The following is a 26,669-nucleotide window of genomic DNA, read 5'->3' as shown; positions in this document are numbered from 1 at the left end:
GTCCTGCCCCGCGCTGCCAAGTCGCCCTGCGGTGACACGCCGCTCTGCGCTGGCATGCCGCTCTGCGCTGGCATGCCGCTCTGCGCTGGCATGCCGCTCTGCGCTGGCATGCCGCTCTGCGCTGGCATGCCGCCCCGCGCTGCCGAATCGTCCTGGGCTGGCACGCCGCTCTGCGCGGGCTCGCCGCCCCGGGCTGCCGAATCGCCCTGCGCTGTCGCCCCGCCCCGCCCTGCCGAATCGCCTCGCGCTGGCGCGTCGCCCCGCGCTGGCGCGTCGCCCCGCGCTGGCGCGTCGCCCCGCGACTGGGGGGCGCCTCCCTGCGAAGACGCCGGGCCGCCCTGCGCGCCACCCCCATGCGAAGAGGGCGCCGCAGGAATACCACCACGCTGAGAGGACACCGGCGGGTAAGACTCCGGCGAAGGGGAGTTTCTCCTCGTCGGAGCAGGGCCTGGCGTCGGCGGGAGGACTGGCATTGGCTGCGTCGCCGAGGCGGCTCGGCCTCGTAAGCGCGTCGTGAGCTTTCCCCGGCCCCCTGCGTTCGGGTCGGGACGTTTTGCCGCCGCCGCGGCGCGGGCCAGTGCGGCGGCGACGGTCGGCTCGTCTTCCGGCGTGGGGCCGGTGACTGGAGGCTGTTCCGACGCCATCGTTCTCCTCGGGTCCGGTCGCGGGCTGCATCATTCCAGTGCCGTGCGCCACAGGGAAATCCGAGTGCCTCAGTCGCCACAGCGATCCGCGCCCATTCCGACAAATTGAACGCACTAAAAACCGGTATATGCCGTATCGTTACGTTTCATGCGGGTGCGGCTGGCGGTCAACGACCTCTTCTTCGTCCTCGACCAGAAGATGTGCGAGAAGACCCTCGAAGCGAACATGTCCGAGGTCGGTCCGCTCGCTCGGCAGGACGCGGGCGACTACATGATGAACACGCTCCGAGCCCGGCTCTCCACCGGCCACGACGCGTGGATCATCGGTCACCGCGCGATCCCCGACCCGTCCCGCCACACGCTCGACCCGTACGGCGAGCCGGGCCGCCACTGGATCCGCGCGGCCGCCGTCTACTACCTCGCGAACGTCCCCGGCTAGCCCCCGCACCCAACCACCCGCGGTCAAAGCCCCGGCCCGCGGTCAAAGCCCCGGCCCGCGGCCAAAGCCCCGCCCGCGGCCAAAGCCCCGCCCGCGGTCACCCCCCCCGTAGCCGATACCTCCCGATCACGAAGCTGGAGGTAACCGCCGGAGTTCCGGCGGCAGCATCCGGATCTGCGAGAGCCGCTCACCACCCAGCGGCGCCGACGCCGCCCGCCTCGCGTTGAGTGCGGCCGCGACCGGAGGCAACTGGGTGGCCAGGTGGTAGAGCGCCTGGTCGGTGAGGATTCCGAGCTCCATCCGCCGGTCCGCGCGCAGCTCGGCGGCGGTGTCGTCGCCGAGTAGCGCGCCCAGCCCGAACAGCTGCCCGGGGCCGAGTTGCGCCACCTGCACCGATCGTCCGGTGGGGTCGGGCGCGAAGACCCGGCCCTGGCCCCGGACGACGACCGCCAACTGCCCGGTCCGCGCCGGAAGCGTGTCGCCGCGCTCCAGCCGGATCTCCCGGAGCGCCGCGGCCGCGACGGCCAGCCCGCCGGCGTCCAACTGGGCGAAGAACGGGACCTGGGCCAGCGCGCGCGACGGGTCCACCACCTCGCCCGACACGTCCTGCGGACGCGGCAGACCGTTCTGCTCGGCCCACAGGTCGGCGTACACGCCGCCCTCCGCGACCAGCTCGTCGTGCCGGCCCTGCTCGACGATCTGCCCGCTCTCCAGCACGTAGATCTGGTCGTAGTCGACGATCGACGTCAGCCGGTGCGTGACCGCGATGAGCGTCCGGCCGCTGGCGACCGAGTCGAGCGTCTCGGCGACCAGCCGCTCGGTGCGCGGGTCGAGCGCCGAGGTGGCCTCGTCGAGCAGGAGCACCGCAGGGTCGCGGAGCAGCGCCCGCGCGATCGCGAGCCGCTGGCGCTGACCACCGGAGAGCCGCACGCCCCGCTCGCCGACCGGAGTGTCGTACCCCCGGGGCAGCGTGGTGATGTACTCGTGCAACTGTGCTGCCCGCGCGGCCTTCTCGATGTCCTCCGGCGACGCGCCCAGCCGGCCGAGGCCGATGTTGTCGCGCAGCGTCCCGTCGAACAAGAACGTCTCTTGGAAGACGACGCCGAGCTGCGCGCGCAGCGAGGCCATCGTCGCGCCCCGGATGTCCTGGCCGTCGAACAGCACGGCGCCGCGGTCGGGATCGTAGAACCGCATGAGCAACTGCAGTGTCGACGACTTGCCGGCGCCGGTCGGGCCCACGAACGCGACCTTCGACCCGGCCCGGATCGTGACGTCGATGCCGCGCAGCGTGGGCCGGTCGCCGTCGTAGGAGAACGCGATGTCGGCCAGCCGGATCTCGCGCCGCAGCGGCGGCAGGGGCGTGGCCTGCGGGTGGTCGTCGATCTCCGGCTTGGCGAGCAGGATCTCGTTCACCCGCTGCAGGGCACCGGTCGACGTCTGGATCTGCTGGCCGATGCCGGTGAGGCCGGTGACCGGGCCGACGACCTGCCCGACGAGCGTGATCGCCGCGGCGAACGCACCGATCGAGAGCCGGTCGCCGATCACCAGGTACGCGCCGACGACGAGCGTCACCAGCCGCAGCGTCGTCACCACGGCGTCGACCGACAGATCGAACAGGCCGCTGAACAGCTGCAGCGACAGCTGACGCTTGAACAGCCGGTCGGCGGCGCGCTGGAAGCGTGACCGCTCCTCGTCCTCCAGCCCGAAGGCCTGGACGACCGAGTGCGCCTGGTAGCTCTCGGCCGCGACCGAGACCAGCACACCGACGTTCTCCTGGACCGCCTTGCTGCGCTTGAGCGCCGGCTTGTCCATGCGTCGGTAGATGAACGCGACGATCGGTGCGCCGACCAGGACGATCAGACCGAGGATCCAGTTCAGCACCAGCAGCGTTCCGGCCGCGACGATCAGCGAGAGCAGCTGGAACAGACCGTCCCGGATCGTGTTCGAAAGACCCTGCTCCAACTGGCCGACGTCGGAGAGCAGCCGGGAAAGGATGTCGCCCTGTTTGCGGCCGGAGTACCAGCGTGCCGTCAGCCGTTGCAGGCCGCTGAACATCTGGGTCCGGAGCGCACGGACGATCGATTGGCTGACGAACGCCGAGACGTAGTTGCGGCGCAGCTCGGCCACGAGGCTGATCGCGAACGTGCCGGCGAGCAGCCCGACGAGCTGCAGGATGAACTGGAGATCGGCGGTGCCGTTGGTGAGGCCGTTGATCAAGCTCGTGAACGCGAACGGGAACACCGCGACGAAGCCGAGCTCCATCAGCAGGTAGATCGCGATTTCGATCTCGCGCCGGACGTGCGGGCGGAGGTACCGGCCGGCCAGCCGCAGGAACGCGGTGATCCGGACCGGCTCCTCGTCGACCTCGAGCGAACGGAGCCACTGCTCCTCGAGCGCGGAGAGCCCGACACCGTAGATCTCCTGCACGGTGAGGTCGGCTGCGCCGGGCCGGGCGGTCGTGAAGACCTTCCACAGATCGGCTTCGCTGCCCCGTTCCAGGAGGAATCGGACGAAGGACAACGCCATCAGCGTCCGGAGCTCACCCTCGGCGCGCACCAGCGGCGGGAGGCCCCGTTCCTCGTCGACGTCGGCGAGGTAGGAGTCGGCGGAGGGCACTCCGCACAGGTGCAGGCCGTAACCCTCGATCAGCAGCTCGACGTCACGCGCCGCGGGCAGTGCGGCGCCGAAGAAGAGCGCGAGCGGGCGTTCCGGGGGCTCCGGAGGTGCCTCGGCGGTGACGACGACGAAGATCTCGCCGCGGACGGGGTCGACGACCGTGCCGGAGGTGAGGATGTTCGCCGGGTCGTCGGGGTCGGGGAAGGGGTCGACGAGGCAGATCTGGGGTTTGACGCCCCAGGGCTCGGAGCCCAGGCCCGCCAGGCGTTTACGTGCCCGCTTCACCGCGGTGGCGTAGCCGTTCGCCGCGGCCTCGCCGGCGCTGCCGGGGCGGTAGCGCAGGACCGCGGCGTCGGTCTCCTTGGCGACGAGTTCTTCGAGCGCCGGGCGCAGGGGGAGGAGGGGCTGGCCGGTCTGGAAGGCCCGGCCCTCGGCCGAGGCGGAGCGCTCGGCATCGAACCGCGTACCGCCGGGAACGCCCGCGGGTGCGACGCCCGGTGTCGCGGCGGCGCGCCAGGCGGCGGGGGCGGCGCCGGGTGCCGGGGCGCCCGCGGGTACCGGCCGCGCGGACCCCACCGCGGGTGACGGCCCGGCCGGATGCATCCCCGGTTGCGCGCCGGCCTGCTGCCCGCCTGGAGCCTGCCCGCCTGGAGCCTGCCCGCCTGGAGCCTGCCCGCCTGGAGCCTGCCCGCCTGGAGCCTGCCTGCCGGGAGCCTGCCTGCCGGGCTGCTGCCCGCCGGGACCTGGCCCGCCGGGACCTGGCCCGCCGGGAGCTTGCACGCCAGGAGCTCGCCCGCCCGGAGCCTGAGCCCCCGGCGGCTGCCCACCCGGAGACTGGATCCCGGGATGCTGGAACCCGGGTTGAGCGCCCGGCTGTTGGGACCCGGGCGGCGGAGCAACCGGAGCGTGTCCAACCGGAGCCGACCCCACCTGTGCCGACCCCACCTGCGCCGACCCCACAGCCGGCGGGCCGGGCTGCGGAGGCTGCGCGGAACCCACCGCGGCCGATCCCACCGCCGACGGCGGCACCGGCACCTGCGCACGCCCCGCCACCCCCGGAGCCCCCTGAGCTCCCGGGTCCGGCCCAGGCGACGCATCGGCAGGCAACCTCGAACCAGGCGGCGACGCACTCCCCGCCCAAGCACCCCCCGCACCACCAGGCGCCGCATCCGGCGCGCCCGGTGCAAGAGCGCCCGGTGCAGGAGCGCTCGGTGCAGGCCCGGGTGACACCGCCGGCGCGGCCGGAAGACCGTCGGTGGGCGCGTCGGTCAGCGGACCGATCACCAGGATGCGGACATCGCCCATCCCCACCGTGTCCCCGGGGTTGAGCAGCGTCTCGGCCTGGATCGCGGCCCCGTTCACCGTCGTGCCGTTGGTACTCCCCAGGTCACGAACCGTCAGGAAGTCTTCGACGCTGGTGAGCGCGGCGTGCCGGCGGGAGGTCTCCGGGTCGGAGAGCAGGATGCCCGCGGCGTCCCGACCCACCTCGACCACGCCGTCGATCACCGCCGTCCGCGGCTCGAGTCCGGCTTCCCGGACCTCGACGAGCTGGGCCATCATCACCCACCCAGCCGCAGGACGACCGACCGTGCGCGGGCTGCGGAGATCACGTTGCCCTTTCCTTCGTACCGTTCCAGTGCGTCGGCCGCCGCGTTCCGGGCGCCGATCGGGTCTCTCAGAGTTTCCAACACCTCCGCGAGGTCGAGCAGGGCGTCGGCCTCCACGGTGGACAAACCCGTTCCGCGCACCGTATCGACCGCCGAGCGTGCCGCGGTCACCGCCTGCTCCACCCGGCCCAGACGGGCCAGCGCCTTGCCCCGCGCGGACCGCGCGGTGGCCTGCGCGACGACCTCGTCGGACGGCGCCGCGCGCTCGGCGTCGCTGGCCAGCTGGGCCGATTCGGCCAGCACACCCTGGGCGTACCGAGCCTGCGCGAGCAGCGCGAGCAGGTTCGAAAGGACGTACCGTTCGCCCATTTGGGCACATTCTTCGGCCCCGGCGTGCAACTTCTCGGCCGCGCTCGACGGGTCACCGGCAAGCATCTCGACGTACCCGCCGAGGTACGCGAGCGACACCGCCCGCACGCGGAGACCGAGCCGGTCGGTGATGGCCTGCGCGGCCACCAGGTGCTCGCGGGCGTCGTCGAACCGCCCGGCCATCGCGCTCAGACCGGCCAGCGCGCCGCGCAGCCGCACCTCCGCGGTGCGGTTGGTGGTGACGCTGGACAGCTCCCGCCGGTACTGCGTGATCGTCGCCTCGACCGGGGCGTCGCCCAGCACCGCGGCCAGCGAGAAGCTCTTCGCGATGGCCTGCCGCCGTCCGTCGCCGCCGTCGGCCGAGCCGCTCCCGGGCTCGGTGTCGGCGGCGCCGCGCGACGAGCTGTTCATCGCTTTCGGCAGCCATCGGACGTCGCGCAACAGCGTCCAGTTCGCGGCGACCGAACCACCGCCGGAACCGAGTTCGACGGTCGTCGAGAGATCGGGGATCGGTGGCCGGCCGCCGGTCGTCGTCAGCCCGGTCTGGTCGTCGGCCGACCGGCCGGACAGCAGCCGGAGCACCGAGCGGACCTTGTCGGCCTCCGCGCGCAGCTCGGCGTCGCCGGTGCGGATGGCCGCCCCCGTGGCCTCCGTCAACAGGTCCGACGCCCGGTTGAACTCACCCCGCTCCACCAACGCGGCCGCGAACTGCGGCAGCAGCCCGACCCGGGCGGCGTGTTCGGCCGGGAGCAGCGACGTGGCCCGGCCCAGCAGCGTGATCGCGGCCGGCATGTCGCGTCGCGCGAACGCCCGGCGCCCGGCGCGCCCCAGGTGCTCGGCGGCCCGCCGGGACAGCTCCTGTGTCTCGGGATCGGCCGGGCCGATACCGGTGCGGAACCGCGCCGCCTGCTCCAGGTGGTACCCGACGATCTCCTCGAGCTCGGGCAACCGTCCGGCGAGCGTCTCCTCCATCCAGCGGCCGGCGACCTCGTGCAGGTGCGCGCGTTCGCGCTTGGAGAGGGAGTTGTAGGCGGCGTCCCGGACGAGCTGGTGACGGAAGCGCAGCGCGCTCTCCCCGTGCAGCACCGACCCCTCCGGCCGGAGCAGCTCCTTGCGGACCAGCGAGAGCAGCGCGCCGGTCACGTCCCGACGCTGTTCGGGCGGGGTGAGCGCGACGACGCCGTTGCGGTAGAACACGTCGCCGATGACGCTCGCGCGCTCGAGCACGCCCCGTTCGCCCTTCGGCAGACCGTCCAGACGCGCGGCGAGCAGCGCCCCGACGCTCGGCGGCACCGCCAGCCGGTTGATCTCGGCGGTGAGCACCCACCGGCCGTCGACCCGGTCGAGTAAACCGTCGTCGAGCAGCATGCCGACGAGTTCCTCGATGTAGAGCGGGTTGCCCTCGGCCGCCGCCACGATCCGCGAGCGGACCTCCTCGGCTCCCTCGGCGCCGTCGAGCAGGTTGTCCAGCAGCGCGGCCGACTCGTCGGCGGCCAGCGGTTCCAGCATCAGCGTCGACGTGCGGCTACCGCCCCGGGCCCACTCGGGCCGGTCCTCCAGCAGCTCGGGCCGGGAGAGACAGCAGATCAGCACCGGGCTGTCGCGCAGCCACTCGGCGAGCTGGTCGATGAGGTCGAGCAGGGCCGGCTCGGCCCAGTGCAGGTCGTCGAGCACCAGCACCAGCGGACGCCGCGCGGCCAGCGTCGCGGCGAACCGGTACATCGCCTGCGGGAGGTTCTCGACGCTGTTCGTCGTCGACAGCGTCGTGGAGGTGGACGGTGCGGTCGGCTCGCCCAGCAGCCCGGCCAGCACGTCGATCGTGCGGTCGTCACCGGGCAGCAGCGAGGCGAGCTTGCGGCGGATGGCGGCGGTGTCCTCCTCCGGCCCCGCGTCGGCGGCCTGGCGCACGACCTCGGCCAGCGGCAGGTACGTCAACCCGTCGCCGTAACTCAGGCATTCGCCGCGCAGCACGGTCGCCCGGTCGCCGACCTGGGCCAGCAGTTCGTGCAGCAGCCGGGACTTGCCCGCACCGCCGGTGCCCAGCACGGTGACCGTGCGTACGGAGCGCTCGGCGACCGTGCGGTCGAAGAGCCGGCGCAGCTCCTCGAGCTCGCGGGTGCGTCCGACGATCGGCGCGTCCAGACGCCGGGCGTGACCGGACGCGCCGGGCTTTACCGCGAGCAACCGCCACGCGTCGACCGGGACACCGCGGCCCCGGACGGTCATCGGCGGGAGCATCGTGGCGGTGACCGCGTCGCGGGAGAGGCGGTAGGTCGAGTCGCCGATCAGGACGGTGCCGGGTTCGGCGGCGGTCTCCAGCCGCGCGGCGACGTTCACGACGTCGCCGAGCGTGATGTCCTGCCCGAGGAACGCCCGCCCGATGACCACCTCGCCGGTGTTGACGCCGGTACGCAGGTTCAGCGTGACGCCCCAGTCACGCATGAGCGTCTCGTTGAGGGCTTCGAGCGACGCGTGCAGCTCCGCCGCGGCACGTACCGCACGCAGGGCGTCGTCCTCGCGGGAGTTCGGCAGGCCGAAGACGGCCATCACCGCGTCGCCGATGAACTTCTGCACCCGCCCGCCGTGCTTCACGTGGATCGCGGTCGCGTGCTCGTAGTAACGGGTCATCATGCGGCGCAGGACCTCGGGGTCCAGGCGTTCGCCCAGCCCACTGGAACCGACGACGTCGGTGAAGACGACCGTGATCGTCTTTCTGAGTTCGCGGGTGTCCTCGGAACTGATCGCGTTTCCGCAGGAAAAGCAGAACCGAGCTTGCGGCGGGTTGTTTTCCTCGCCGCAATTCGAGCACCGGAGCACGGGTGGCACGGAGGTAGCGTAGGCGCCCGCCGCTCCCCGGCCCACCCGGACTGACGGAAGCCTGACTTCGTGGCCCCCGTCACCCAGAGCGCGCGTGACGGTAATCGCTGTTCGAGCCCGATGTGACTCGGTCAACGCGCCTTACGGACCAGGGCCGCCGGGTTGAGGATTTCGATCTTGGACCGTCCGATCGCGATGATTCCGGCCTCTTCCACCGCCCGCAATGCCTGGTTCGTGGTGGGACGCGAAGTTCCGGCCAGGCTCGCGATCACTTCCTGGGTCAGCGGTACCGCGACCGGGCGGGTGACCCCGTCGTCGTACGCGCGGGCCAGCGTCGCCAGCCGCCGGAGCACCCGCTTGTCGGCCGGCAGGTAGAGGAACTCCAGCAACCGGCCGTTGAGCCGGCGCACCTCGTTCGCCAGCAGCTCGGCCAGCACCCGGTCGACACGGGGGTACTGCTGACGCAACGCGTCGAACCGGTCGCGCTGCAGCGACAGCGTCTCGCAGCCCTCCAGCGCGGTGACGGTCGCCGACCGCACCGCCTTGGACGGATCGGCCTCCAGTAATGCCAGCTCGCCGACGGTCTCGCCCGGGCCGAGCACGGCCAGCGTCACGCTGTCGCCGGCCCCGGTGGTGACCCGCACGCTGACGTGACCGGACTCGATCAGGTGCAGTGAGTTGGCCGGATCCCCCTCGTGGAACAGAACTTCGTTCCGGCGGAACTTACGGCGCCGGGCAACCGCGAGCAGCTCACGTCGCTCCTTGTCCGCGATCATGGACAGCGCTGACCACTCCATCGAGCGAGATTCCCCCTCTTAGCTGAACTTCACCGAGTCGAGCAGTGCCTTGAACTTGCCCTCGTTCTTGCTCCACGCGCCCTCGGACGAGAAGAACAGGAGCACGACGGTCTGGTTCGACGTCGGGTCGGTGGTGACGAAACAACGGATCCGCAGTTCACCGTCGCCGCCGTCCTGGCGCAGCGTCCCGTCGTGCAGCGTCGAATCGCGGCTGTCGATGACCGTGCTCTCCTGCGGATCCAGCGAGAGGGTGGTCGGCATCTGCGCGATGAGCGACGCCCGACGTTCGTCGGCCGTGTTGGGGAAGGCGGTGGTGGAGAAGAATGTGTAGACACCGACGACGGAGTCCGGGTCGCTGCGCAGCTCCCGTTCGAGCTGCGTCCAGCCGGCGCTCGTGCCGGTGGTGGTGAACAGCGTCGACGCCTCGTCGGCGTGGGGGGAGAACACGACGTTCGTGCCCTCGCCGTGCGCCTGCCAGCTCTCCGGGTAGTCGAACGAGACCGGCACGGTCGTCGTCGCCGTGAAGTGTTTCGTGCCCTCCTGGAAGGGCTTCACGACGAGCACGACGACGAGCGCGATCGCCAGCACCAGCAGGCCGGCGAGCCCGCCGATCAGCAGCTTGCGCTTGCCGTCGGGGTTCGTCGGCCGGGCCGGCGGTCCGCTCGCCACGTGCGGCGGCGCGCTGATGCCCTGCGGCGGCCCGGAGAAGGGATGCGGCGGCCCGGAGTACTGGTACGGCGGGCTCGAACCCGGGTGCGGCGGCCCGGAGTACGGGTACGGCAGGCCTTGACTCGGCGGTGCCGAGTGCGGCGGTGCTGAGTGCGGCGGTGCCGAGTGCGGGTACGCGGCCGGCGGGAACTGCGTCGGCGAGTACTGGTTCGGGTAGGTGCCGGCCGGCGGCCCGCTCTGCGGCGAGTAGGCCTGCGGCGAGTACTCGCCGCCGGTCCACTGCGCGGTCGGCAGCGGAGTGCCCTGCTGCTGCGGGTGCGCGCCGGCGGCCGGCGGCGCCGTCCACGACGGCGGCCCCGACGCGGGCGGAGGCGTGGTGGGGGAGTGCGGGGTCGGCGGCGCGGGCGGCGCGCTGCTCGGGCTCACGGTCGTGCCGCTCGCGGCCGTCGGCAGGTTCACCGGCTTGCCGCCGAACGCCGCCCCGAGAGCGGTGATGAACTCGCCGCAGGACGCGAACCGGCCCTCCGGTCCCTTGGCCATCGCGGTGGCGATCACCTGGTCGGCCTCGACCGGGATCTCCGGACGCACGGAGCTGACCGGCGTCGGCATCTCCATCAGGTGCGCCCAGAGCAGCGCGGCGTCGTCGTCGCGGATGAACGGCACCTTGCCGGTCAGCGCCTGGTAGACCACGCAGCCGAGTGCGTACACGTCGGTGCGCGCGTCGACCGGCTTCCCGCCGATCTGCTCCGGCGCGACGTAGTCCATCGTGCCGACGACGATGCCGGTGGCGGTGACGCCGGTCAGCGACGAGGCCCGCTTGGTGAGGCCGAAGTCGCTCAGGTAGACGTGGTCGCGCCCGGCCGGCGTGGTGGCCGCGGACACCAGGATGTTCGCGGGTTTGACGTCCCGGTGCACGAGCCCGGCCTGGTGGGCGGCGTCGAGCGCGGCGCCGACCTGGCCGAACAGCGTCATCGCCTCTTCGACGGTCAGCGTGCCCCGCCGCTTCAGCACGACCTTGAGGTCGGCGCCCTCCACGAACCGCATCGCGAGGTAGAGGTGGCCGTCGACCTCGCCGGCCTCGTAGATCGGAATGATGTTCGGGTGATCGAGCGACGCCGCCAGGCGTGACTCGCGCAGGAACCGCTGCCGGAACTCGTCGTTCTGGGCGAGTTCCGGCGCCAGCACCTTCACCGCGACGATGCGACCCAGACGGGTGTCTTCAGCGCGGTAGACGTAGGCCATCCCCCCGCGCCCGATGAGCGAGTGGATCTCGTAGCCCGCCGCGCGAAGGCCGTCCAGGCGCGCGGACTCGACTGGATCACTCATCGCTGACCACCGGTTGGGTTCGACACGGTCAGTGCACCCGGTTCCCGCAGTATCCGCAGAACTGCTGCCCCGGCTGGAGCGGCTGCCCGCACTGGTCGCAGCTGCCGGCGGCGCTCTCGCCGTGGGTGGCGAGCGCGCCGGCCAGCGAACCGGGCTGTGCGGCCGCGCCCTCGGCGCTCTGGCCGCCGATCACCGCGGTGGCGCCGGACGGGTTGCTCGCGCCCGGGACCGACGGCCCGGCCACCGCCGGAACGCCGCTGACCGGCGGCGGGTTCGTCGGCGAGTACCGCAGCACGGTCTGCGCCTCGGAGTTCGGGTCGGGTGCTCCCGGGAACGGCGTCTCGCTGTACGCGGGGACACCGGGATACGGCTGCCCCGCGTACTGCTGGTACCGCGGATCGACCCAGCCCGGGGGCGGACCGGCCTGGCCGGGGTACGGGGCTCCGTAGCCGGGCATGAGGTTCGGGTCGGGGCTCGAGCCGTCGGGAACCGGAGTGCCCTTGCCGCGGCCGCGGAGCAGCACGACGCCGAGCAGCACCGCGAGGACGACGACCGCGGCCAGGCCACCCCAGAGCAGGATGTTCGTGGAGCCGCCGGAGTCGCTCGAGCCGCCGTCGGCGGTGTTGCCGAAGCCGGACGTGTCGGTCGCGCCGTTCGTGCCCTTGTCGGCCGACGTTCCCTTGCGCTGCTGGGCGGTGGCCAGCTTCTCGGTGGCCAGCCCGTGACCGGGGTAGAGCTTGAGCACCTGGGTCAGGTTCGGCGCGGCCGCGGTGTAGAGCTGGTTGTTGTAGTTGTGCAGCGCGTTCTCGTACACGAGGTCGGTGGGGCCGCGCTCGGGCTCGACGCCGACGGCGGCCAGCGCCTCGGAGATCGCGTCGGGCCCGACCAGCTTGATGTCGTTGCCGGACTGCGCGAGGAACCCGACGACCTGGCCCTTCTCGGAGACGACCGGGCCGCCGGACATGCCGCTGGCGAAACCGGTCTTCAGCTGCGCCAGGTAGTCGTCGTTCGGCCGGACGACGCCGCTGCCCTTCTTCGTGAAGTGGGCCTGGGTGAGCTTCAGCGACTTCTCGTCCGACGGGGTGTTGGTGAAGCCGAGCGAGCTGACCGCCTCGACCTCGTCGGCCGACGAGCCCATGACCACGGACGGCATGCTGCTCGCGCCGACCTTCAGCACCGCGACGTCGGACTTCTTGCCCGCGGTGGGGTACACGACCTCGGCCGGGAGGTCACCGAACTTGCTCTGGTCGGCGACGAACGGCTGGACGGTGACCACGGCCTGCGTGAAGATCACGCAGCCGCCGGTCTCGTCGGTCGTGTTGCCCGAGTAGCAGCGCTGCAGCCGCTTGCTGACCACGTCGTCGGTGTTGGCCGACGGTTTGGCTCTGCTGTAGGGGTCGGCCGGCATCGGAGCGCCGTCGCCGTACCGCTCGTTGAAGATCTTGTTGACCGCGAAGTTCGCGGCCCGCTTCAGGTCCACGCCGGTGATGCTCGGCGACGTGACGATCGTGCCGCTCGGGTTGACCACCGAACCGCTGCCGGTGGCCAGCAGGGGTTGGTAGGAGCGCTGCACGAGCGAGATGTCGTTGCCGGTGGAACCGCGGAAGTTGTGTTCGATAAGCGAGATGCTGACCTTGCCGTAGGTCATGATCCGGACGACCGCCGGGGAGATGAGCTCGACCGGCGTCGGGTGCTTGTGGGCCTCGGCGGGGGTGGCGATACCGAGCGTGAGGGCCGAGACGCCGACAGCAAGAACGGCGGCGGTCAGTCTGAGACGAGGCAGACGCATGGGGAGTTCCTCCACTCGGAGGGTGAGAGAAGAGCGTCGATATCGGCGGCGGCCGGCGCCTGTGACTGGACCATGAATCCGGAGAAAGTTATCACGGGGCCCAGGGCGGCGTAACCGGACAAGTGGCTGGTACCGGCGGGGGAGTCGGAAGGCCGACACTGCCGCCGAACGACCGGCTGAGCTGCACTGTCGCATCACGACAGCGGAGCGGTGCGAGGGTCAGACCGCGGCCGGAGGAACCGGGTCGTTCTCGACGAAGGTGGCGCGTCCGACGCAGCTGCTCGAACCGGGGCAGGCCGCACCCTCGGGGCGGTCGAAGGGGCAGCGGCGGTCGGTCAGCAACTCCAGCGAGATGGTCATCGTCCCGGTCCTTCCCGGTAGTCGGAAGCGTGCACAACCAGGGTCGCGGTCGGCTGCTGAGCCCGTGATCGTGGCGGGAACGCCCGGAACGTTCGCGGGCGAACACTCCTCGCCTTCCATGAGAAGGCCGCGCGAGCCGCCCGTCAGCCGGTAGCGCCCAGGTCCAGTGCTGGCCCGGAGGGGGTCTGCCGATCCGGTCAGGCAGGTATGACCCTCCGGTTTGTACGCGTCGACCGTTCGGAGGGTCAGTTGAGCCCTTGACCCGGCGTCATCGAGACGTAACACCGAGGAGCGTTTCCGGAAAGAACTCGCCCGACAATCGGCTGTATGCCAACCACCGCGGTTCTGACCGTGGACGCTCGCCCCTACCCGTACACCTTCGACCCGGCCACCACCGCGCTCGTCGTCATCGACATGCAGCGCGATTTCATGGAGCCCGGCGGCTTCGGCGAGACGCTCGGCAACGACGTCGGCCTGCTGCGCTCGACGATCGAGCCGACCGCCGCCGTCCTGGCCGCGTTCCGCGCGGCCGGGATCCTGATCGTCCACACGCGCGAGGGGCACCGGCCCGACCTCTCGGACCTCCCCCCGGCCAAACGCGACCGCGGGAGCCCGACGCTGCGTATCGGCGACGAGGGGCCGAAAGGGCGGATCCTCGTCGTCGGCGAGGAAGGGCAGGACATCGTCGACGAGCTCAAGCCGCTCCCCGGTGAGCCCGTCGTCGACAAACCCGGCAAGGGCGCGTTCTACGCCACGAACTTCGGCGAGCTCCTGCGGGAGCAGCAGATCACCAGCCTGATCGTGGCCGGTGTGACCACCGAGGTCTGCGTGCACACCACGGTCCGGGAGGCGAACGACCGGGGCTACGAGTGCCTGGTCCTCGCCGACTGCGTCGGCTCGTACTTCCCCGAGTTCCACCGGGTCGCCCTCGACATGATCGCCGCCCAGGGCGGGATCTTCGGCTGGGTCGCTCCGTCCGCCGCCGTGCTCGACGCACTGGGGAGATGACGATGATCAAGCTGCGATCGAACCCCGACCTTCCGCTCTGGGTCCGGGGCGACACCAACGCGTTCTTCGGCCTGGGCATCAACGTCCTGGTCAACGTCCTGACGCTGTCGGGCCTGTGCCTGCTCGTCGTGCACATCCCCAAGGACGACGTCTTCGGCTCGATCCTGCCGGCGCTGGGCATCGCGCTCGTCGTCGGCAACGCGTACTACAGCTACCTCGCACGGCGCCTGGCCGCGCGCGAGAACCGCAGCGACGTCACCGCGATGCCGTACGGGCCGAGCGTCCCGCACATGTTCATCGTGGTGTTCCTGATCATGCTGCCGATCTACCTGGAGACCAAGGACCCGGTCCGGGCCTGGGAGGCCGGCCTGGCCTGGGCGTTCATCATCGGGATCATCGTGCTGATCGGCGCGTTCGTCGGTCCGTACATCCGCCGGTGGACGCCGCGCGCGGCGATGCTCGGCACGCTGGCCGGGATCAGCATCACGTTCATCTCGATGCGGCCGGCCGGGCAGATGTGGGCGCAGGCGTGGATCGCGCTGCCGGTGTTCGCGCTGCTGCTCGTCGGCTTGTTCACCGACCTCAAGCTGCCCGGCAACGTCCCGATCGGCCTGGCCGCGCTGGTGCTGGGCACCGCCATCGGCTGGATCGGCGGCGCGATGAGCGTCCCGGACGTGAGCGCCGCCGCGAAGGACATCGCGTTCGCGGTCCCCAACTTCCACTTCGGAGCGTTGTTCGACGGGCTGCGTGAAGTCGGGCCGTTGCTCGCGACCGCGATCCCGCTCGGCGTCTACAACTTCACCGAGGGCATGACGAACGTCGAGAGCGCCGCCACCGCCGGTGACCACTACAACCTGCGCAGCGTCCTGCTGGCAGACGGCGCCGGTGCGGTGATCGGGGCCGCGCTCGGCTCGCCGTTCCCGCCGGCCGTGTACGTCGGGCATCCGGGGTGGAAGGCCGCGGGAGGCCGGGCCGGTTACTCGCTGGCGACCGGCGTCGTCATCGCGATCCTGTGCTTCCTGGGCATGTTCTCGCTGCTCGGCGCGATCCTGCCGACCGCGGCGATCGTCCCGATCCTGCTCTACATCGGGCTGCTGATCGGAGCCCAGGCGTTCCAGGCGACGCCACGCGCGCACGCGGCGGCGGTCGTGGCCGCGCTCATCCCGAACATCGCGTCCTGGGCGGCAGGGCAGATGGACAACGCGCTGGCCGCGGCGGGCACGTCGGCCGCCGCGGTGGGCGAGGACGCGCTGGCGAACGCGGGCGTCGTCTACGGCGGCCTGAACACGCTGGGCCAGGGCGCGGTGCTCGCCGGGATGGTCCTGGGTGCGCTCGTGGTGTTCCTGATCGACAAGAAGTTCGTCGGGGCCACGGTCGTGGCCGCGGTCGGCGCCGTGCTCTCGTTCATCGGGCTGATCCACGCGCCGGAAGTCGGCTGGAACATGAACGGGCCGGTCGCACTGGGCTACGCGTTCGTCGCGGTCGTGTGTGCGGCGTTCGCCGCGACGCGTCCGGAACCCCGCGTCCGCGACGCCGAGGAGATCGAGCTGGACCGTCAGCACGGCGGCGGTGCCGCTGTGCTCCCGGGCGAGCAGCCGGCCGCGACGGTGGTCCCGGCCGCCGACGCGATCCCGGCTCCCCGCGCGGTCCCGGCCGACGAGAAGAGCCCGACCGAGGCGCCGAGTTAGGCTCCCGAACATGGCTGTCGTGAAGATCAACGCGATCGAGGTTCCCGAGGGCGCAGGCCCCGAGCTGGAGAAGCGCTTCGGCGCACGGCACGGCGCGGTCGAGGGTTCACCCGGTTTCCTGGGGTTCGAGCTGCTCCGTCCGGTGAAGGGCGAGACCCGCTACTTCGTCTACACCCGGTGGGAGAGCGAGGAGCACTTCCAGGCGTGGGTGAACGGCCCGGCCATGGAGGCGCACTCCGGTGAACGGGCCCGCCCGGTCGCGTCCGGCTCGTCCCTGCTCGAGTTCGAGGTCATCCAGTCCGCGGACCCCCAGGCGTAATCAGGTAGCGAGTCGGGTGCCGGCCTTCAGCGGCCGGGTGGGTGGTCGACTGAACAAATGTGTCGAACACCTACGAAAGCCTCGACGAGCTGCTGCGTCAGCACGAGACCCGGCAGGCGCTGACCGCCCGCGCGGCCTACAGCCTGCTCCGGATCACGGCGGCGGTCCCGCCCGAGACCCGTACGGTCACGGGCGCCGCCGACGCCGGTCAGCGCGCCAGCGCCTGGCTCGCCGGCTCGTCCACCAACCCCGGTCGGTGGACGAGCCGCGCGGTGCTCGTCGACGAGCTGGCCGAGCTGGACTCCCTGCTCGTCGACCTGCGCGGTCACCTGGTCGTCGTCCTCGACTGGCTGGCCGTGCACCTGGGTAGCCAGGTGGGCCGCCCGGGCCACCAGCAGACGATCCGGGTGCCCAGGACCCTGCTCGCCGAGTGCTCGACGCTGGTGGACGACCTGACCGTGCTGACACCGGCCGCGGCCGCATAAGAATTGCTTGTCACCCGGTGCCAAAGCTGCTGGGGTGGGCAACATGGAACGGGCGGGTGTTCGCGGCGCCGTTCTCGCGGCCGAGGACAAGATCGGTGACCTGGTCCTCGAGCGGATCGTCGCGGAGATCCCGGCCTACCGGGCGCTGGACGCCCGCCAGCTCGCCGAGGTGCGCGCGATCGCGCTCTGGTTGCTGCGCCGGGTTCTCGACCTGTGGGTGGACCGGGTCGAGCTGAGCCCGGACGACCTGCTCCGGGTACGCGGCATCGGGGCCGCGCGGGCCGCGGACGGGCGGCCGCTGCCGAGCGTGCTGCGGGCCTACCGGGTCGCCGCGAACACCGCGATCGACCAGATCGTCGAACTGGTCGAGCCCGCGTTGACGGTGGCCGACACGATCGCGTTCGCGCGGCTCTGGCTGAGCAGCTTCGATCAGCTGAGCGAGGCGATCTACGAGGGCTACAGCGTCTCCGCGGAGCGGCTGACCGCCGACCGCGCCCGCGCGGTGCGCGAATTCCTCGACGACCTGCTGGCCGGACGCCAGGCGCACCCCGGTGCGGCCGCCGACCGCTCCCGCGCCCTCGGCGTCGCCCTGCCGAACCCGGCCTGCCTGCTCGTCGTCGAGCCGGACGGGGTGCCGCCGGCCGAGGAACTCGGTGCGGCACTGGGTGCCGGTGCGCTCGTCACCGTGCACGGGCGCCGGGTCGTGCTGCTGTTCCCGGCGCGCGACGAGGACACGATCCGCGCCGCGCTCACCGAGCTGAACGGCCGCGGATGCGCGATCCGCCCGCCCCGGCCGGACACGCTCGTGGACGCCTACCGCCTGGCCGTCCTCGCGCTCGACCTCGCGCCACCGGACGCGTACGAGAGCGGCCCGCTGCTCGGCGAGTCCGACGGCTACGCGCTCGCGGTGCTGGCCGGGCGCCCACCGGCAGCGCCGGGGCTCGTCGCGCGCCGGTTGCTGGGCGCGCTGCTCGACCCGGGCCAGGAACACGTCCGCGAGGGGCTCGAGGCGTTCCTGGCCGCCGGCTCGGCGACCACCGCGGCGGCCCGGGTGGGGTTGCACCCGCAGAGTCTGCGGTACCGCCTACGGCGGGTGCGTGAGTTGACCGGACGCGACCCGCGCCGGAGCTGGGACCGGTTCGTGCTCGACCTCGGCTCGCGGATCGCCGCGACGTTACGCTCGACGGAGGAATAGATGACCGACGAACAGCTGGTGTCCGGGCGCGGTATCACCGCCGGGGAGCGGTTCACCGACCCCGACCTCTGGGCGGACGTGGACGGCGAAGGCCCACACCTGTGGCGGACGCTCGGCTACCGGCAGTCCGGCTGGGAGCCCGGCAGCAGCACGGTCGAGTGGGACGCCACGCCCGACTACTGTTTCCCGTCCGCGGGCGGGCCGATCGTGCAGGGCGGGCTCGTCACCGCGCTGCTCGACGCCGCGATGGGCGGCGCGTGCTGGACCGTGCTCGACAACGACCAGGCCTTCCTCACCGCGGACCTGCGGGTGGAGTTCCTGCGCAGCTCCCGTCCCGGCCTGCTGCGTGCCACCGGCGAGGTGATCCGGCGGACGCGTCGCGTGGTGTTCTGCGCGGCCGAACTGCACGACGCCGACGATGTCCTGCTGGCCACGAGTCGCTGCACGCAAGTACTCCTCCCGGCGGACGGACGGGCCGGCCGCTACGGCCCGCCGGAACCGGACGGTGCCCCTCCGCGCGACGCCCGCGGCTAACCGGCCGTCCCGCGTGCCCCGGCGATCACCAGGTCGACGAGCTGGTCGAGGTACTTCTCGCTCTGCTCCCGCGCCACGTCACGCAACTCCGCGGGGGTGACCGCGACGTGCACCAGGGTCGCGCCGAGGATCGCGTCGAGCACCAGCGCGGGTGACGTCCCGGCGGGCAGTTCGCCCCGGGCCGTCGCCCGCCGGACGATCTGGCGGGCGGCCAGCATCGTCGGGTGCGTCAGCCGGTCGCGGTGCTCGGCGAACTCCTCGTGCACGGCACCCTCGACGACCAGGCGCATGTACGTGACCCCGCCGTCGGCCCAGAACATGTTGAGCAGCTGGGAGCCGAGATGGCGCAGGTCGGAGCGGATGTCGCCGGTGTCGATCGAGACGTCCACCGATGCCCGGGCCGCCAGCGCGTCGAACAACAGTTGCTGTTTGCTCTCCCAACGCAGATAGAGCGACGCCTTGCCGACGCCGGCGGCGCGGGCGACGCCGTCGATCGTGAACCCCGCCCAGCCTTTCTGGCCGAACAGGTCGATCGCGGCGCGGAAGACGCGGTCCTCCAGCGCGGGGTCGCGGGGCCGGCCCCGTGGTGCGGGGGTCCTGGCGGTCGGAGTGGTGGTCACAGGCTGTCCCCCACAGCTCGGGGTGGTCTGGCGACAGGAGTTTATTCCGGTTGTCATCGTGAGTTAATCCTCGACCTCTGGACTAGGTGGGGCGAAAGCGGATCCACCAGGGGGATGCGATGAGAACCACCCGATTCGCGGCGGTGGCCGCGCCGTTCGGCCGCGACCTCGAGGAATGCTTCGCGCGAATCGGACGCGTCCTCGCGTTGAGCCGTGCGCGTGGCGTCCGGATGGTGGCGCTGCCGGACGCCTGCCTCGGGGGTTATGCCGCGAACTCCGGCGACGCGCCGCCCGGACTCGACCCGGACGGACCCGAGATTCACCGCCTCGCGGCCCTCGCCGGCGACATGGTGGTGTGCGCCGGTTACCGCGAGCGCGGTGCGGTTCGATACAACAGTGCGGTGTGCGTCACCGGGGACGGCGTGCTGGGGCGCCACGTGACGGGTGAGCCGTTTGGTGCCTTCGACACTCCTGTAGGCAGAATCGGGATGATGATCGGATACGACAAGGCCTTCCCCGAAGCCGCACGAGCACTCGCCGCCGACGGCGCGGAGATCGGCGTCTGCCTCTCGGCCTGGCCGGCGAGCAGCGGCAACCACTCGCCCGACCTCGGTCGCGACCGGTGGACCCGGCGGTTCGACCTGTTCGACCGGGCCCGCGCCGTGGAGAACCAGCTGCTCTGGCTGTCCGCGAACCAGTCCGGCTCGTTCGGTGACGTCCGCTTCGTCGCGAGCGCCAAGGTCGTCGACCCGAGTGGCGACGTGCTCGCCACGACGGGCACCGCGGCCGGGGCGGCGATCGCCGACGTCGACGTCGCCGAGTCCGTCGGTTTGGCCCGGCGCGCGATGATCGGTCGGGTAGGCACCGCGACGAGCGTCTCCGGCGACTCGTCCGATACAGGAAGCGTTCCGGTCGCAGCGTGGCAGTGAGATCCTGGTTCAAGGTGCGTAAACGGCAGAAGTCCCGATCGGCGGGCCCGGTTCGCCGGTCACCCGTTCCGGATACGCGGACCCCGCTCAACGTCGTCGTCGTGGGTGCCGGTATCGGTGGCCTCACCGCGGCCCTCCTGCTGGGGCGGCGCGGTCACCGCGTCGTCGTGGTGGAGCAGGAGCCGATCGCGGCGCCCGCGGCCCTGGCCGACGCCCGCTGGTGGTGGCGTTCGAGCACACCGCAGGCAGCCCACGCGCACGTCTTCCCGGCGCGCTGCCGGGAACTGCTCGCGGCCGAGGCGCCCGACGTCCTGGCCGCGCTGCGTCGCGCCGAGGTCGCCGAGATCCGGCTGACGCAGCACGCACCCTCCACGTTGACCGGTCCGGTCGAGGACGACCCCCGGCTGGTCGGGCTGGCGGCCCGGCGGTCGGTGTTCGAGTGGGTGCTGCGCCGGGCGGTCCTCGGCGAGCGTGGCGTCACGCTGCTCTCCGGGCTGCCCGCGGTGGGGCTGGTGCTGGGTAAGAGCGAGCACCAGCGGGTCACCGCGGTCCGGCTGGCCGGCGGGCAGTTCCTCCCGGCCGACCTCGTCGTGGACGCGGCCGGCCGGCGTTCGCCGGTACCCGGTTGGCTGCTGGCGGCCGGCGGACCACCGCTGACCGCCGAGGAGACGCCGGGCGCGGTCACGTCGCACACCCGCTTCTACGAGACGCGCGGCGGCGAACCCGGACCGCCCGCGGTGCTCGGCGGGGTCTACGAGGGCTTCACCAGCCGGCTGGTGCCGGCCGAGGCCGGGGTGTTCGCGGTGACGTTCGAGGTGCCCGCCGACGATCGTGCCTTCGACGCGCTCGTCGACGGCCGGGCGTTCGACCGGGCGGCCGCCGCCGTCCCCGGCTTCGCGGAGTGGACCGATCCGGACGCGAGTCGGCGCCTGACCCGGGTCGCGCGTCTGACCAGTGCCGACAACCGGCTCCAACGGCTGACCAAGGACGGGAGACCGCTCGTCGTCGGGTTGCTGCCGGTCGGCGACGCGGTGTGCGCCACGTCGCCGGGGCACGGCCGGGGCGTCACGCTGGCGATGCTCTCGGCGGTGCGGCTCGTGCAGGCCGTCGACGCCAACCCGGGCCTCGCCCCGGCCGACGCGACCGCGCGCACGCTCGCCATGGACGCCGCGATCGGCGCGGAGATCGCGCCGTGGTTCCGCGACTCCGCCGCGCTCGACGCCGGGTCGACGACGCACGCCGAGCTCGCGCGGGCGGCCCAGCGCGACCCGCTGGTGTGGTCGGCGTACACGCGGATGCAGAACCTGCTCGTCGTGCCCTCGGCGGTGCTCAACGACCCCGACGTGATGGCGGTCGTCCAGGCCACGCGGGCGTCGGGCTGGCGTCCCGATGCCGACGCCGTCCCCACCCGCGAGGACGTCCTGGTGGCGCTCGCGGGCCCGGTCACCATCCCCACCCAGCGCGTCGCTCCCGAGCTCACGCCGGTGTGAGCATCACCCCAGCAGCTCGCGGAGCGAGGCGCACGAGGTACGCAGCGCCTTCTCCGCGGCCGGGGACGCGGCCGCCAGGCCGAAGAACCCGTGGATCAGTCCGTCGAAGCGGTGCGCCCTGGTCGGTACGCCGGCCGCGGCCAGCGCCGTCGCGTACGCCTCGCCGGCGTCGCGCAGCGGATCGAACTCCGCGGTGACGACCACCGCGGGCGGCAGCCCCTCCAGGCGCCCGCGCAGCGGCGAGAGCCGGGGGTCGGCCTTCTCGGCCGTCGGCGGGAGGTAGTTCGCGCTGAACCACGCCATGTCGGTGCCGGTCAGGAAGTAGCCGTGGGCGTTCTGCGCCAGCGACGGGAACTCCTCGACGAAGTCGGTCGCGGGGTAGATGAGCAGCTGCGCGGCGATCGCCGGGCCACCGGCGTCCCGGCAGTCCTGCGCGACGACCGCGGCCAGGTTCCCGCCCGCGCTGTCGCCGGCGACCGCGATCCGGGACGCGTCCCCGCCCAGCGCGTCGATGTGTTCCGACGCCCAGCGCACGGCCGAGAGCGCGTCGTCCACCGGCCCCGGCCACGGTGACTCCGGCGCCAACCGGTAGCCGACGCTGAGCACGACCGCGCCGACCTCACGGCAGATCCACCGCGCGTGGTCGTCGTGGGTGTCGACGTCGCCGAGCACGAACCCGCCACCGTGGAAGAACACGACCGTCGGCACCGGACCGTCGCCGTCCGGCCGGTACACCCGCCCGGGAAGCGACCCGACGGTCACGTCCGAGATCGACGCCACCGGAACGAGCGTCGAGGGGTCCCGGACGTCGATGGTGATACCGCGGAAGTTGCGCCGGGCCTCCTCCGGCGTTCCGGCCCCGAGCGCGGGCATCCCCGGCGAGTTGATGAGCGCCAGGATCGGCTCGATCGACGGGTCAACGGGCATCGTCGCCTCCCAGGGCCGTGCTGTGGCTCCCGAAGAAGCGGCCGCTCGCCGCCACCTCGGCTTCGAACTGCGGCACCATGGCCTTCGCCTGGGCCATGATCATCCGGTCGGCCAGCGGCCCCAGCATCAGCGTCCGCAACGCCGACAGGACCGCCACCGAACGTGGGACGTACACCTTCCGGGAGCGCCGGGTGATGCCGTCGAGCAGCGCGGACGCGCAGTCCTCCACCGAGACCGTGCGGCCGAGCGGCCCCGGCACCCGGCGCAGCCCGTCGCGGAACGTGCCCAGGTCGGCGGCGAGCGAGCGCACCATGTCGGTGTCGATCCAGATCGGATGGGCCGAGCCGACCGTCACACCCTTGTGGGCCAGCTCCAGCCGCAGGCAGTTGGCGAACTGCTCCACCCCGGCCTTGGCCGCGGCGTAGGGCGCCAGGCCGGGCAGCATCGCGAACGCGGCCGCCGACGAGATCAGCAGGTAGTGGCCGCGGCCGGCGGTGATCGCGGGCAGCGTCGCGGTCACCGTGCGGACCACGCCGAGCAGATTCACCTCGATGACCTTGACGACGGATTCCGGCGGGGTCACGGCCACCGTGCCGTGGTTCGCGATCCCGGCGTTCGCCACGACGACGTCGATCGCGCCGTGCGCGGCCAGCGTGTGCTCGACCGCCGCCGACAGCGCCGCCTGGTCGGTGACGTCGCACTCGAACCAGCTCGCGCCGTCCAGCTCGGCGGCCAGCGCCGCCAACCGCTCGGGCTCGAGCCCCACCAGCGCCACCCGGGCACCCGCGGCCGTGGCCTGGCGCGCGAGCTCGGCCCCGATGCCGCGGGCGGCCCCGGTGATCAACACGGTCGGCCGTCGAGTCACAGCATCCCCCCAGTGTGGTACCGGCGCGTACCAGAATGGGGTGACGGTACCATTTCGGGCGAGGAGGGTGAAGCGTTGACTACTGCGGCAGTGCGGGCGACCAACCCCGACGACACAGCGGGCGGGCACCGGGGCCGCCTGCTGTCCGGGATGGGCTCGGCGCTCGTCGAGAAGGGGTACGGCGCGGTCACGATCGCCGACATCGCCCGGCACGCCCGCGTCTCGAAGCGGACCTTCTACGAGCACTTCGCCGACAAGCAGGAGTGCTTCCTCGCGGTGTACGCCGCGGCCAGCGACCGGCTGCTGCGCGTGGTCGGCGAGGCCGCGCGGCCGGAGATGGACTGGCGCGATCAGGTGCGCACCGCGGTGCACGCGTATCTGTCGGCGCTCCAGTCCGATCCCGCGCTCACCCGCGCGATGCTGCTCGAGCTGCCGTCGGCGGGGCCGGAAGCGCTCCGGCTGCGTCGCCGGGGCCAGCAGGATTTCGCCGCGCTCCTGCTCGAGCGCGTCGAGCAGGGCGCCAGGCAGCTCTCCCCGGCGATGGCCACCGCCGTGATCGGCGGGCTCAACGAACTGGTGCTGGAAGCCGTCGAGGACGGCCGGGCCGACCGTCTCACCGACCTGTCCGGCGAGGCCACCGACTTCGTCCGAGCCGCGCTGATGGCCTAGCCCGGGGGAGAGGCGTCCCCCCGGGCCAGGCCCGGGAACGTCAGACCTCCAGGTCGCTCTCGACCCGCGAGAGCATGTGCCGGGCCATCGCCAGGTTCGCCCGGCCGCGGTCCAGCGAGAGGTAGAGGAACAGGCCCTTGCCCGAGCGCGACTGCACCGGGCGGATCAGGTGGTACTGGTTCCGCAGCGTGATCAGGATGTCCTCGATGCTGTCACCGAGGTTGAGCATCTCCATCGTGCGCATCTTCGCGCGGACCACGTCGGTGTTCCCGGCCGCGGCGACGTTGAGATCGAAGTCCTTCGTGCCGCCCAGGGTGCCGAGCGCCATCCCGCTGTTGTAGTCGACGAGCGCCACGCCGATCGATCCCTCGATCGTCATGGCCTCTTTTAACGCGGTGTCCACACTTGCCATTTGCTGTGCTCCTTGTTCCGAAGGATCGAGTGGTTGTGCTGGCGTAGTCAGTTCGGTGACCACCTCCTCATCGGCGCTCGGCCGCGGTGACGGCCTCCAGCAGGTCCGCGAGGCGATTCGCGACCTGTCTGGCCTCCAGATGGAGCCGGCCGATGTTCGTCTCCTCGCCGGTCACGACCGTCAGCACGGCGCGCGGCCCGGCGGCGTAGGTCGCCACGTAGCCGTGTGTCCCCCGGGTGACGGTCTCGGCGAACTGCCCCGGGCCGACCGTCTCGATCAGCCGTTGGCTCAGCCCGAGCACCGCCGCCGAGAGGGCTGCCATCCCGTCGGGCTCGATGCCGTGGGTGTCGTGCGCGACCAGCCGTCCGTCGACGCTGGCGACCAGGCTCCCGGCCACGTGGCGCACGCGGTCGCGTAACCCCCTGATCTGGGCCAGGACGTCCGCCTCGAGCTCCACCGCACTGCCTCCATCGAGTTTCTTGCCGATCAACCGGGACGGCCGTCGGGCCGGGACCACGCCGTTGGGGCGCGGACCGGGCCCGACCGGAACGCGGCGCGGCCCGAGCGGCCAGCGGGCGCTCACCGCAGCCCCTCCAGGGCGTTGCGCACCCGCGTGAGCAGGCTGTGGTCCGGCTCCGGGACGTCGAGGACCGACGGTTCCCGGGGTTTCTCCGCGCGTGGCGGCGGCACCGGCACCACGCCGCGCAGCGCGGCGCCGGGCTGGCGCCGGGGCAGCGGCATCGGATGGGCCGGGTCGGGCCTGCGGGTCGGCAGCTCGGGCTTGCGGGCCGGCAGTTCCGGCCTGCGGCGGCCGCGCCCGGCGGCTCGCAAGCCGTTCCGCCAGCCCTCGGGTGGTCCGTCGGCGCCGTCCGCGGGCGCGGGCTCGGTGGCGCTGCTCACTTCCGGTGCCGACGTCGGTCGAGCGGCCGTTTCGGGTGCCGCCGGTCGGGGCGCGGGCTCCGGGCGGACCACCTGGATCAGCCCGGCGGTGATCAACCGGCGCGACTCCAGGATCGCGCTGAACGCCGACCGGCCGAGCAGCCGGGCCAGTTCGCGGGGCGAGCGGCGCCCGTTCGCGTGGACGATCAACTCCCACTGCAGGTCAGTGAGGACGACGTGGTGACGCCCGAGCCGCCCGGCGGCGACCACCGGCTGGTCGTCCACGTTCCCCGGTGGCGTCCGTTCGAGCAGGCGTTTGCGTTTTCGGATCTGGACGTCGAGCGCGGCGCCACCGACCCGGCGGACCGGCCCCCACCAGTGGCCCTCGCCGGCCGCGTAGCGCACCGGCCCGGTCTCCGCCGGCGCCGCGGTGAGCAGGGCGTACGCCCCGTCGGTGATCGCCGCCGCGGTGCACAGCTCGGCCTCGCCGCGGCTGAGCGCACCGGACTTGATCAGCACGTCGCCGACCTGTCCGCCGGCGGCGCCGGTCGTCCAGGCGCTCTGGAAGGCCGCGGCCGGCACCGTGCCGGACGCCTGTAACAGGCAGTCGACGCCGGGCGCCGCGGGTGTGTGGACGTAGTACACCTCGCCGTCGATCAGGTAGATCGAGCCGCTGACCGGGCCGTCGACGTGCAGGGCGCCGGTCACGCGGTTGGTCGTCGACTCGTCGAGCGCCTCGGTGACCGAGCGCCAGGTTCCCGAATCGAGCCCTTCCCGGTGGGCCGCCGTCGCGTGCGTGGCCATCAGCCGAGCACCAGGTCGGAGGCGAGCCCGGCCAGCCGGTGCCGGGCGATGGCGAGGTTGGCGTGCTCCCGGTCGAGCCACAGGTAGAGGAACAGGCGGCTGTCCAGCCGGGCGTTGAGGAAGCGGAGTACGTGGTACCGGGCGGCCGAGGCCACCACGATGTCCTCGAGGACGTCACCGGCGGCCGACACCGCGAACGTGGCGTTCTCCAGCGCGGCCCTGGCCACCTCGGTGGCACCGGCGGCGGCCGGCTCCTCGCCGCAGGGCCAATCACCGGCGCTGCCTATCGCGAGCCCCGAGGCGTAATCGACCAACCCGGCGCCCAGCACGCCCGGAATGGACATGGCGTGGCGGAGGCTCTCGTCGATCCCGGGCACACGTCACCTCTCCCTGCCGGTGAGGCCGGCCCGCG

Annotated in this window: 23 protein-coding genes and 1 pseudogene; 10 read left to right on the top strand and 14 right to left on the bottom strand. The window is 72.4% G+C overall.

Annotated features, from left to right (window positions below; genetic code table 11):
• Positions 1-792: 792 nt before the first annotated feature.
• A complete protein-coding gene (locus CRYAR_RS37280; protein WP_035857873.1) occupies positions 793-1,083 on the top strand; it encodes a hypothetical protein in 291 nt (96 codons plus the stop codon).
• Positions 1,084-1,209: 126 nt separating this feature from the next.
• On the opposite strand, the gene CRYAR_RS44160 is transcribed toward CRYAR_RS37280, so the two are convergent.
• The 7 genes and pseudogenes from CRYAR_RS44160 to CRYAR_RS47780 form a co-directional block, all read right to left on the bottom strand.
• A complete protein-coding gene (locus CRYAR_RS44160) occupies positions 1,210-4,302 on the bottom strand; it encodes an ABC transporter transmembrane domain-containing protein (protein ID WP_245620586.1) in 3,093 nt (1,030 codons plus the stop codon).
• 696 nt (positions 4,303-4,998) lie between these two features.
• Positions 4,999-5,256, bottom strand: a pseudogene (locus tag CRYAR_RS51385) (FHA domain-containing protein); the annotation flags it as partial.
• Positions 5,257-5,258: 2 nt separating this feature from the next.
• Positions 5,259-8,501, bottom strand: coding sequence for an adenylate/guanylate cyclase domain-containing protein (locus tag CRYAR_RS37270; protein ID WP_169745142.1), 3,243 nt, complete (start codon positions 8,499-8,501; stop codon positions 5,259-5,261).
• Between the two features lie 122 nt (positions 8,502-8,623).
• A complete protein-coding gene (locus tag CRYAR_RS37265) occupies positions 8,624-9,289 on the bottom strand; it encodes a Crp/Fnr family transcriptional regulator (RefSeq protein ID WP_035857871.1) in 666 nt (221 codons plus the stop codon).
• A gap of 18 nt (positions 9,290-9,307) precedes the next feature.
• Positions 9,308-11,284, bottom strand: a complete 1,977-nt coding sequence (locus CRYAR_RS49250; protein WP_063725818.1) for a serine/threonine-protein kinase — start codon at positions 11,282-11,284, stop codon at positions 9,308-9,310.
• 28 nt (positions 11,285-11,312) lie between these two features.
• Positions 11,313-13,073 carry a S1 family peptidase gene (locus tag CRYAR_RS44155; protein WP_169745141.1) on the bottom strand — a complete coding sequence of 587 codons (1,761 nt, stop codon included), beginning with the start codon at positions 13,071-13,073 and terminating at the stop codon, positions 11,313-11,315.
• A gap of 219 nt (positions 13,074-13,292) precedes the next feature.
• Positions 13,293-13,433 carry a hypothetical protein gene (locus CRYAR_RS47780; RefSeq protein ID WP_157018355.1) on the bottom strand — a complete coding sequence of 47 codons (141 nt, stop codon included), beginning with the start codon at positions 13,431-13,433 and terminating at the stop codon, positions 13,293-13,295.
• Between the two features lie 327 nt (positions 13,434-13,760).
• On the opposite strand from CRYAR_RS47780, the gene CRYAR_RS37250 reads away from it, so the two are divergent.
• The 6 genes from CRYAR_RS37250 to CRYAR_RS44150 are packed head-to-tail and all read left to right on the top strand — an operon-like array spanning position 13,761 to position 18,662.
• On the top strand, positions 13,761-14,441 hold the full coding sequence (locus CRYAR_RS37250) for a cysteine hydrolase family protein (protein WP_035857870.1): 681 nt from the start codon (positions 13,761-13,763) through the stop codon (positions 14,439-14,441).
• A 2-nt stretch (positions 14,442-14,443) separates the two neighbouring features.
• Positions 14,444-16,129, top strand: a complete 1,686-nt coding sequence (locus CRYAR_RS37245; RefSeq protein ID WP_035869326.1) for a hypothetical protein — start codon at positions 14,444-14,446, stop codon at positions 16,127-16,129.
• 10 nt (positions 16,130-16,139) lie between these two features.
• A complete protein-coding gene (locus tag CRYAR_RS37240; protein ID WP_035857868.1) occupies positions 16,140-16,448 on the top strand; it encodes an antibiotic biosynthesis monooxygenase family protein in 309 nt (102 codons plus the stop codon).
• 59 nt (positions 16,449-16,507) lie between these two features.
• A complete protein-coding gene (locus CRYAR_RS37235; RefSeq protein WP_035857867.1) occupies positions 16,508-16,933 on the top strand; it encodes a hypothetical protein in 426 nt (141 codons plus the stop codon).
• A 43-nt stretch (positions 16,934-16,976) separates the two neighbouring features.
• Positions 16,977-18,128, top strand: coding sequence for a PucR family transcriptional regulator (locus CRYAR_RS37230; RefSeq protein ID WP_051571437.1), 1,152 nt, complete (start codon positions 16,977-16,979; stop codon positions 18,126-18,128).
• The gene (locus CRYAR_RS44150) at positions 18,129-18,662 is read left to right on the top strand and encodes a PaaI family thioesterase (RefSeq protein ID WP_051571436.1); all 534 of its coding nucleotides are present in this window, start codon (positions 18,129-18,131) and stop codon (positions 18,660-18,662) included.
• Here CRYAR_RS44150 and CRYAR_RS37220 read toward each other — a convergent pair.
• Positions 18,659-19,282: a TetR/AcrR family transcriptional regulator gene (locus CRYAR_RS37220; protein ID WP_035857864.1), complete on the bottom strand. Its 624-nt coding sequence runs from the start codon at positions 19,280-19,282 to the stop codon at positions 18,659-18,661. The genes CRYAR_RS44150 and CRYAR_RS37220 overlap by 4 nt on opposite strands.
• A 119-nt stretch (positions 19,283-19,401) precedes the next feature.
• On the opposite strand from CRYAR_RS37220, the gene CRYAR_RS37215 reads away from it, so the two are divergent.
• Together CRYAR_RS37215 and CRYAR_RS37210 are read left to right on the top strand one after the other, a co-directional pair.
• Entirely contained in the window at positions 19,402-20,211 is an 810-nt protein-coding gene (locus CRYAR_RS37215; protein WP_084701458.1) for a carbon-nitrogen hydrolase family protein, read from the top strand.
• On the top strand, positions 20,202-21,701 hold the full coding sequence (locus CRYAR_RS37210; protein ID WP_084701456.1) for an FAD-dependent oxidoreductase: 1,500 nt from the start codon (positions 20,202-20,204) through the stop codon (positions 21,699-21,701). Before CRYAR_RS37215 ends, CRYAR_RS37210 begins: the two co-directional genes overlap by 10 nt.
• 3 nt (positions 21,702-21,704) lie before the next feature.
• Here CRYAR_RS37210 and CRYAR_RS37205 read toward each other — a convergent pair whose 3' ends face one another.
• On the bottom strand, positions 21,705-22,628 hold the full coding sequence (locus CRYAR_RS37205; RefSeq protein ID WP_035857863.1) for an alpha/beta hydrolase: 924 nt from the start codon (positions 22,626-22,628) through the stop codon (positions 21,705-21,707).
• Positions 22,618-23,493 carry an SDR family oxidoreductase gene (locus tag CRYAR_RS37200; RefSeq protein WP_035857862.1) on the bottom strand — a complete coding sequence of 292 codons (876 nt, stop codon included), beginning with the start codon at positions 23,491-23,493 and terminating at the stop codon, positions 22,618-22,620. The genes CRYAR_RS37205 and CRYAR_RS37200 overlap by 11 nt, the downstream gene beginning before the upstream one ends.
• Positions 23,494-23,568: 75 nt before the next feature.
• Between CRYAR_RS37200 and CRYAR_RS37195 the strand changes: the two genes are divergently transcribed.
• Complete coding sequence (locus CRYAR_RS37195; protein WP_035857860.1) at positions 23,569-24,162, top strand: TetR/AcrR family transcriptional regulator; 594 nt, start codon at positions 23,569-23,571, stop codon at positions 24,160-24,162.
• Positions 24,163-24,202: 40 nt separating this feature from the next.
• Here CRYAR_RS37195 and CRYAR_RS37190 read toward each other — a convergent pair whose 3' ends face one another.
• The 4 genes from CRYAR_RS37190 to CRYAR_RS37175 form a co-directional block, all read right to left on the bottom strand.
• The gene (locus CRYAR_RS37190; RefSeq protein WP_035857859.1) at positions 24,203-24,574 is read right to left on the bottom strand and encodes a hypothetical protein; all 372 of its coding nucleotides are present in this window, start codon (positions 24,572-24,574) and stop codon (positions 24,203-24,205) included.
• 67 nt (positions 24,575-24,641) lie between these two features.
• The gene (locus CRYAR_RS37185) at positions 24,642-25,157 is read right to left on the bottom strand and encodes a roadblock/LC7 domain-containing protein (RefSeq protein ID WP_245620585.1); all 516 of its coding nucleotides are present in this window, start codon (positions 25,155-25,157) and stop codon (positions 24,642-24,644) included.
• A complete protein-coding gene (locus CRYAR_RS44145) occupies positions 25,154-26,257 on the bottom strand; it encodes a hypothetical protein (protein ID WP_051571433.1) in 1,104 nt (367 codons plus the stop codon). The genes CRYAR_RS37185 and CRYAR_RS44145 overlap by 4 nt, the downstream gene beginning before the upstream one ends.
• Entirely contained in the window at positions 26,257-26,634 is a 378-nt protein-coding gene (locus CRYAR_RS37175; RefSeq protein WP_035857857.1) for a hypothetical protein, read from the bottom strand. The genes CRYAR_RS44145 and CRYAR_RS37175 overlap by 1 nt, the downstream gene beginning before the upstream one ends.
• Positions 26,635-26,669: the final 35 nt, after the last annotated feature.

The organism is Cryptosporangium arvum DSM 44712 (assembly GCF_000585375.1).
Lineage (GTDB): Bacteria > Actinomycetota > Actinomycetes > Mycobacteriales > Cryptosporangiaceae > Cryptosporangium > Cryptosporangium arvum.
This window is presented reverse-complemented; position numbering and strand designations above follow the sequence as displayed.

What these genes read in the sequence shown, in the direction of transcription:
- CRYAR_RS37280 (WP_035857873.1), top strand. Translation starts at nt 793, where the DNA reads ATGCGGGTGCGGCTGGCGGTCAACGACCTCTTCTTCGTCCTCGACCAG.
- CRYAR_RS44160 (WP_245620586.1), bottom strand. Translation starts at nt 4,302, where the DNA reads ATGCATCCGGCCGGGCCGTCACCCGCGGTGGGGTCCGCGCGGCCGGTA.
- CRYAR_RS37265 (WP_035857871.1), bottom strand. Translation starts at nt 9,289, where the DNA reads ATGGAGTGGTCAGCGCTGTCCATGATCGCGGACAAGGAGCGACGTGAG.
- CRYAR_RS49250 (WP_063725818.1), bottom strand. Translation starts at nt 11,284, where the DNA reads ATGAGTGATCCAGTCGAGTCCGCGCGCCTGGACGGCCTTCGCGCGGCG.
- CRYAR_RS44155 (WP_169745141.1), bottom strand. Translation starts at nt 13,073, where the DNA reads ATGCGTCTGCCTCGTCTCAGACTGACCGCCGCCGTTCTTGCTGTCGGC.
- CRYAR_RS47780 (WP_157018355.1), bottom strand. Translation starts at nt 13,433, where the DNA reads ATGACCATCTCGCTGGAGTTGCTGACCGACCGCCGCTGCCCCTTCGAC.
- CRYAR_RS37250 (WP_035857870.1), top strand. Translation starts at nt 13,761, where the DNA reads ATGCCAACCACCGCGGTTCTGACCGTGGACGCTCGCCCCTACCCGTAC.
- CRYAR_RS37245 (WP_035869326.1), top strand. Translation starts at nt 14,444, where the DNA reads ATGATCAAGCTGCGATCGAACCCCGACCTTCCGCTCTGGGTCCGGGGC.
- CRYAR_RS37240 (WP_035857868.1), top strand. Translation starts at nt 16,140, where the DNA reads ATGGCTGTCGTGAAGATCAACGCGATCGAGGTTCCCGAGGGCGCAGGC.
- CRYAR_RS37230 (WP_051571437.1), top strand. Translation starts at nt 16,977, where the DNA reads ATGGAACGGGCGGGTGTTCGCGGCGCCGTTCTCGCGGCCGAGGACAAG.
- CRYAR_RS44150 (WP_051571436.1), top strand. Translation starts at nt 18,129, where the DNA reads ATGACCGACGAACAGCTGGTGTCCGGGCGCGGTATCACCGCCGGGGAG.
- CRYAR_RS37215 (WP_084701458.1), top strand. Translation starts at nt 19,402, where the DNA reads ATGAGAACCACCCGATTCGCGGCGGTGGCCGCGCCGTTCGGCCGCGAC.
- CRYAR_RS37205 (WP_035857863.1), bottom strand. Translation starts at nt 22,628, where the DNA reads ATGCCCGTTGACCCGTCGATCGAGCCGATCCTGGCGCTCATCAACTCG.
- CRYAR_RS37190 (WP_035857859.1), bottom strand. Translation starts at nt 24,574, where the DNA reads ATGGCAAGTGTGGACACCGCGTTAAAAGAGGCCATGACGATCGAGGGA.
- CRYAR_RS44145 (WP_051571433.1), bottom strand. Translation starts at nt 26,257, where the DNA reads ATGGCCACGCACGCGACGGCGGCCCACCGGGAAGGGCTCGATTCGGGA.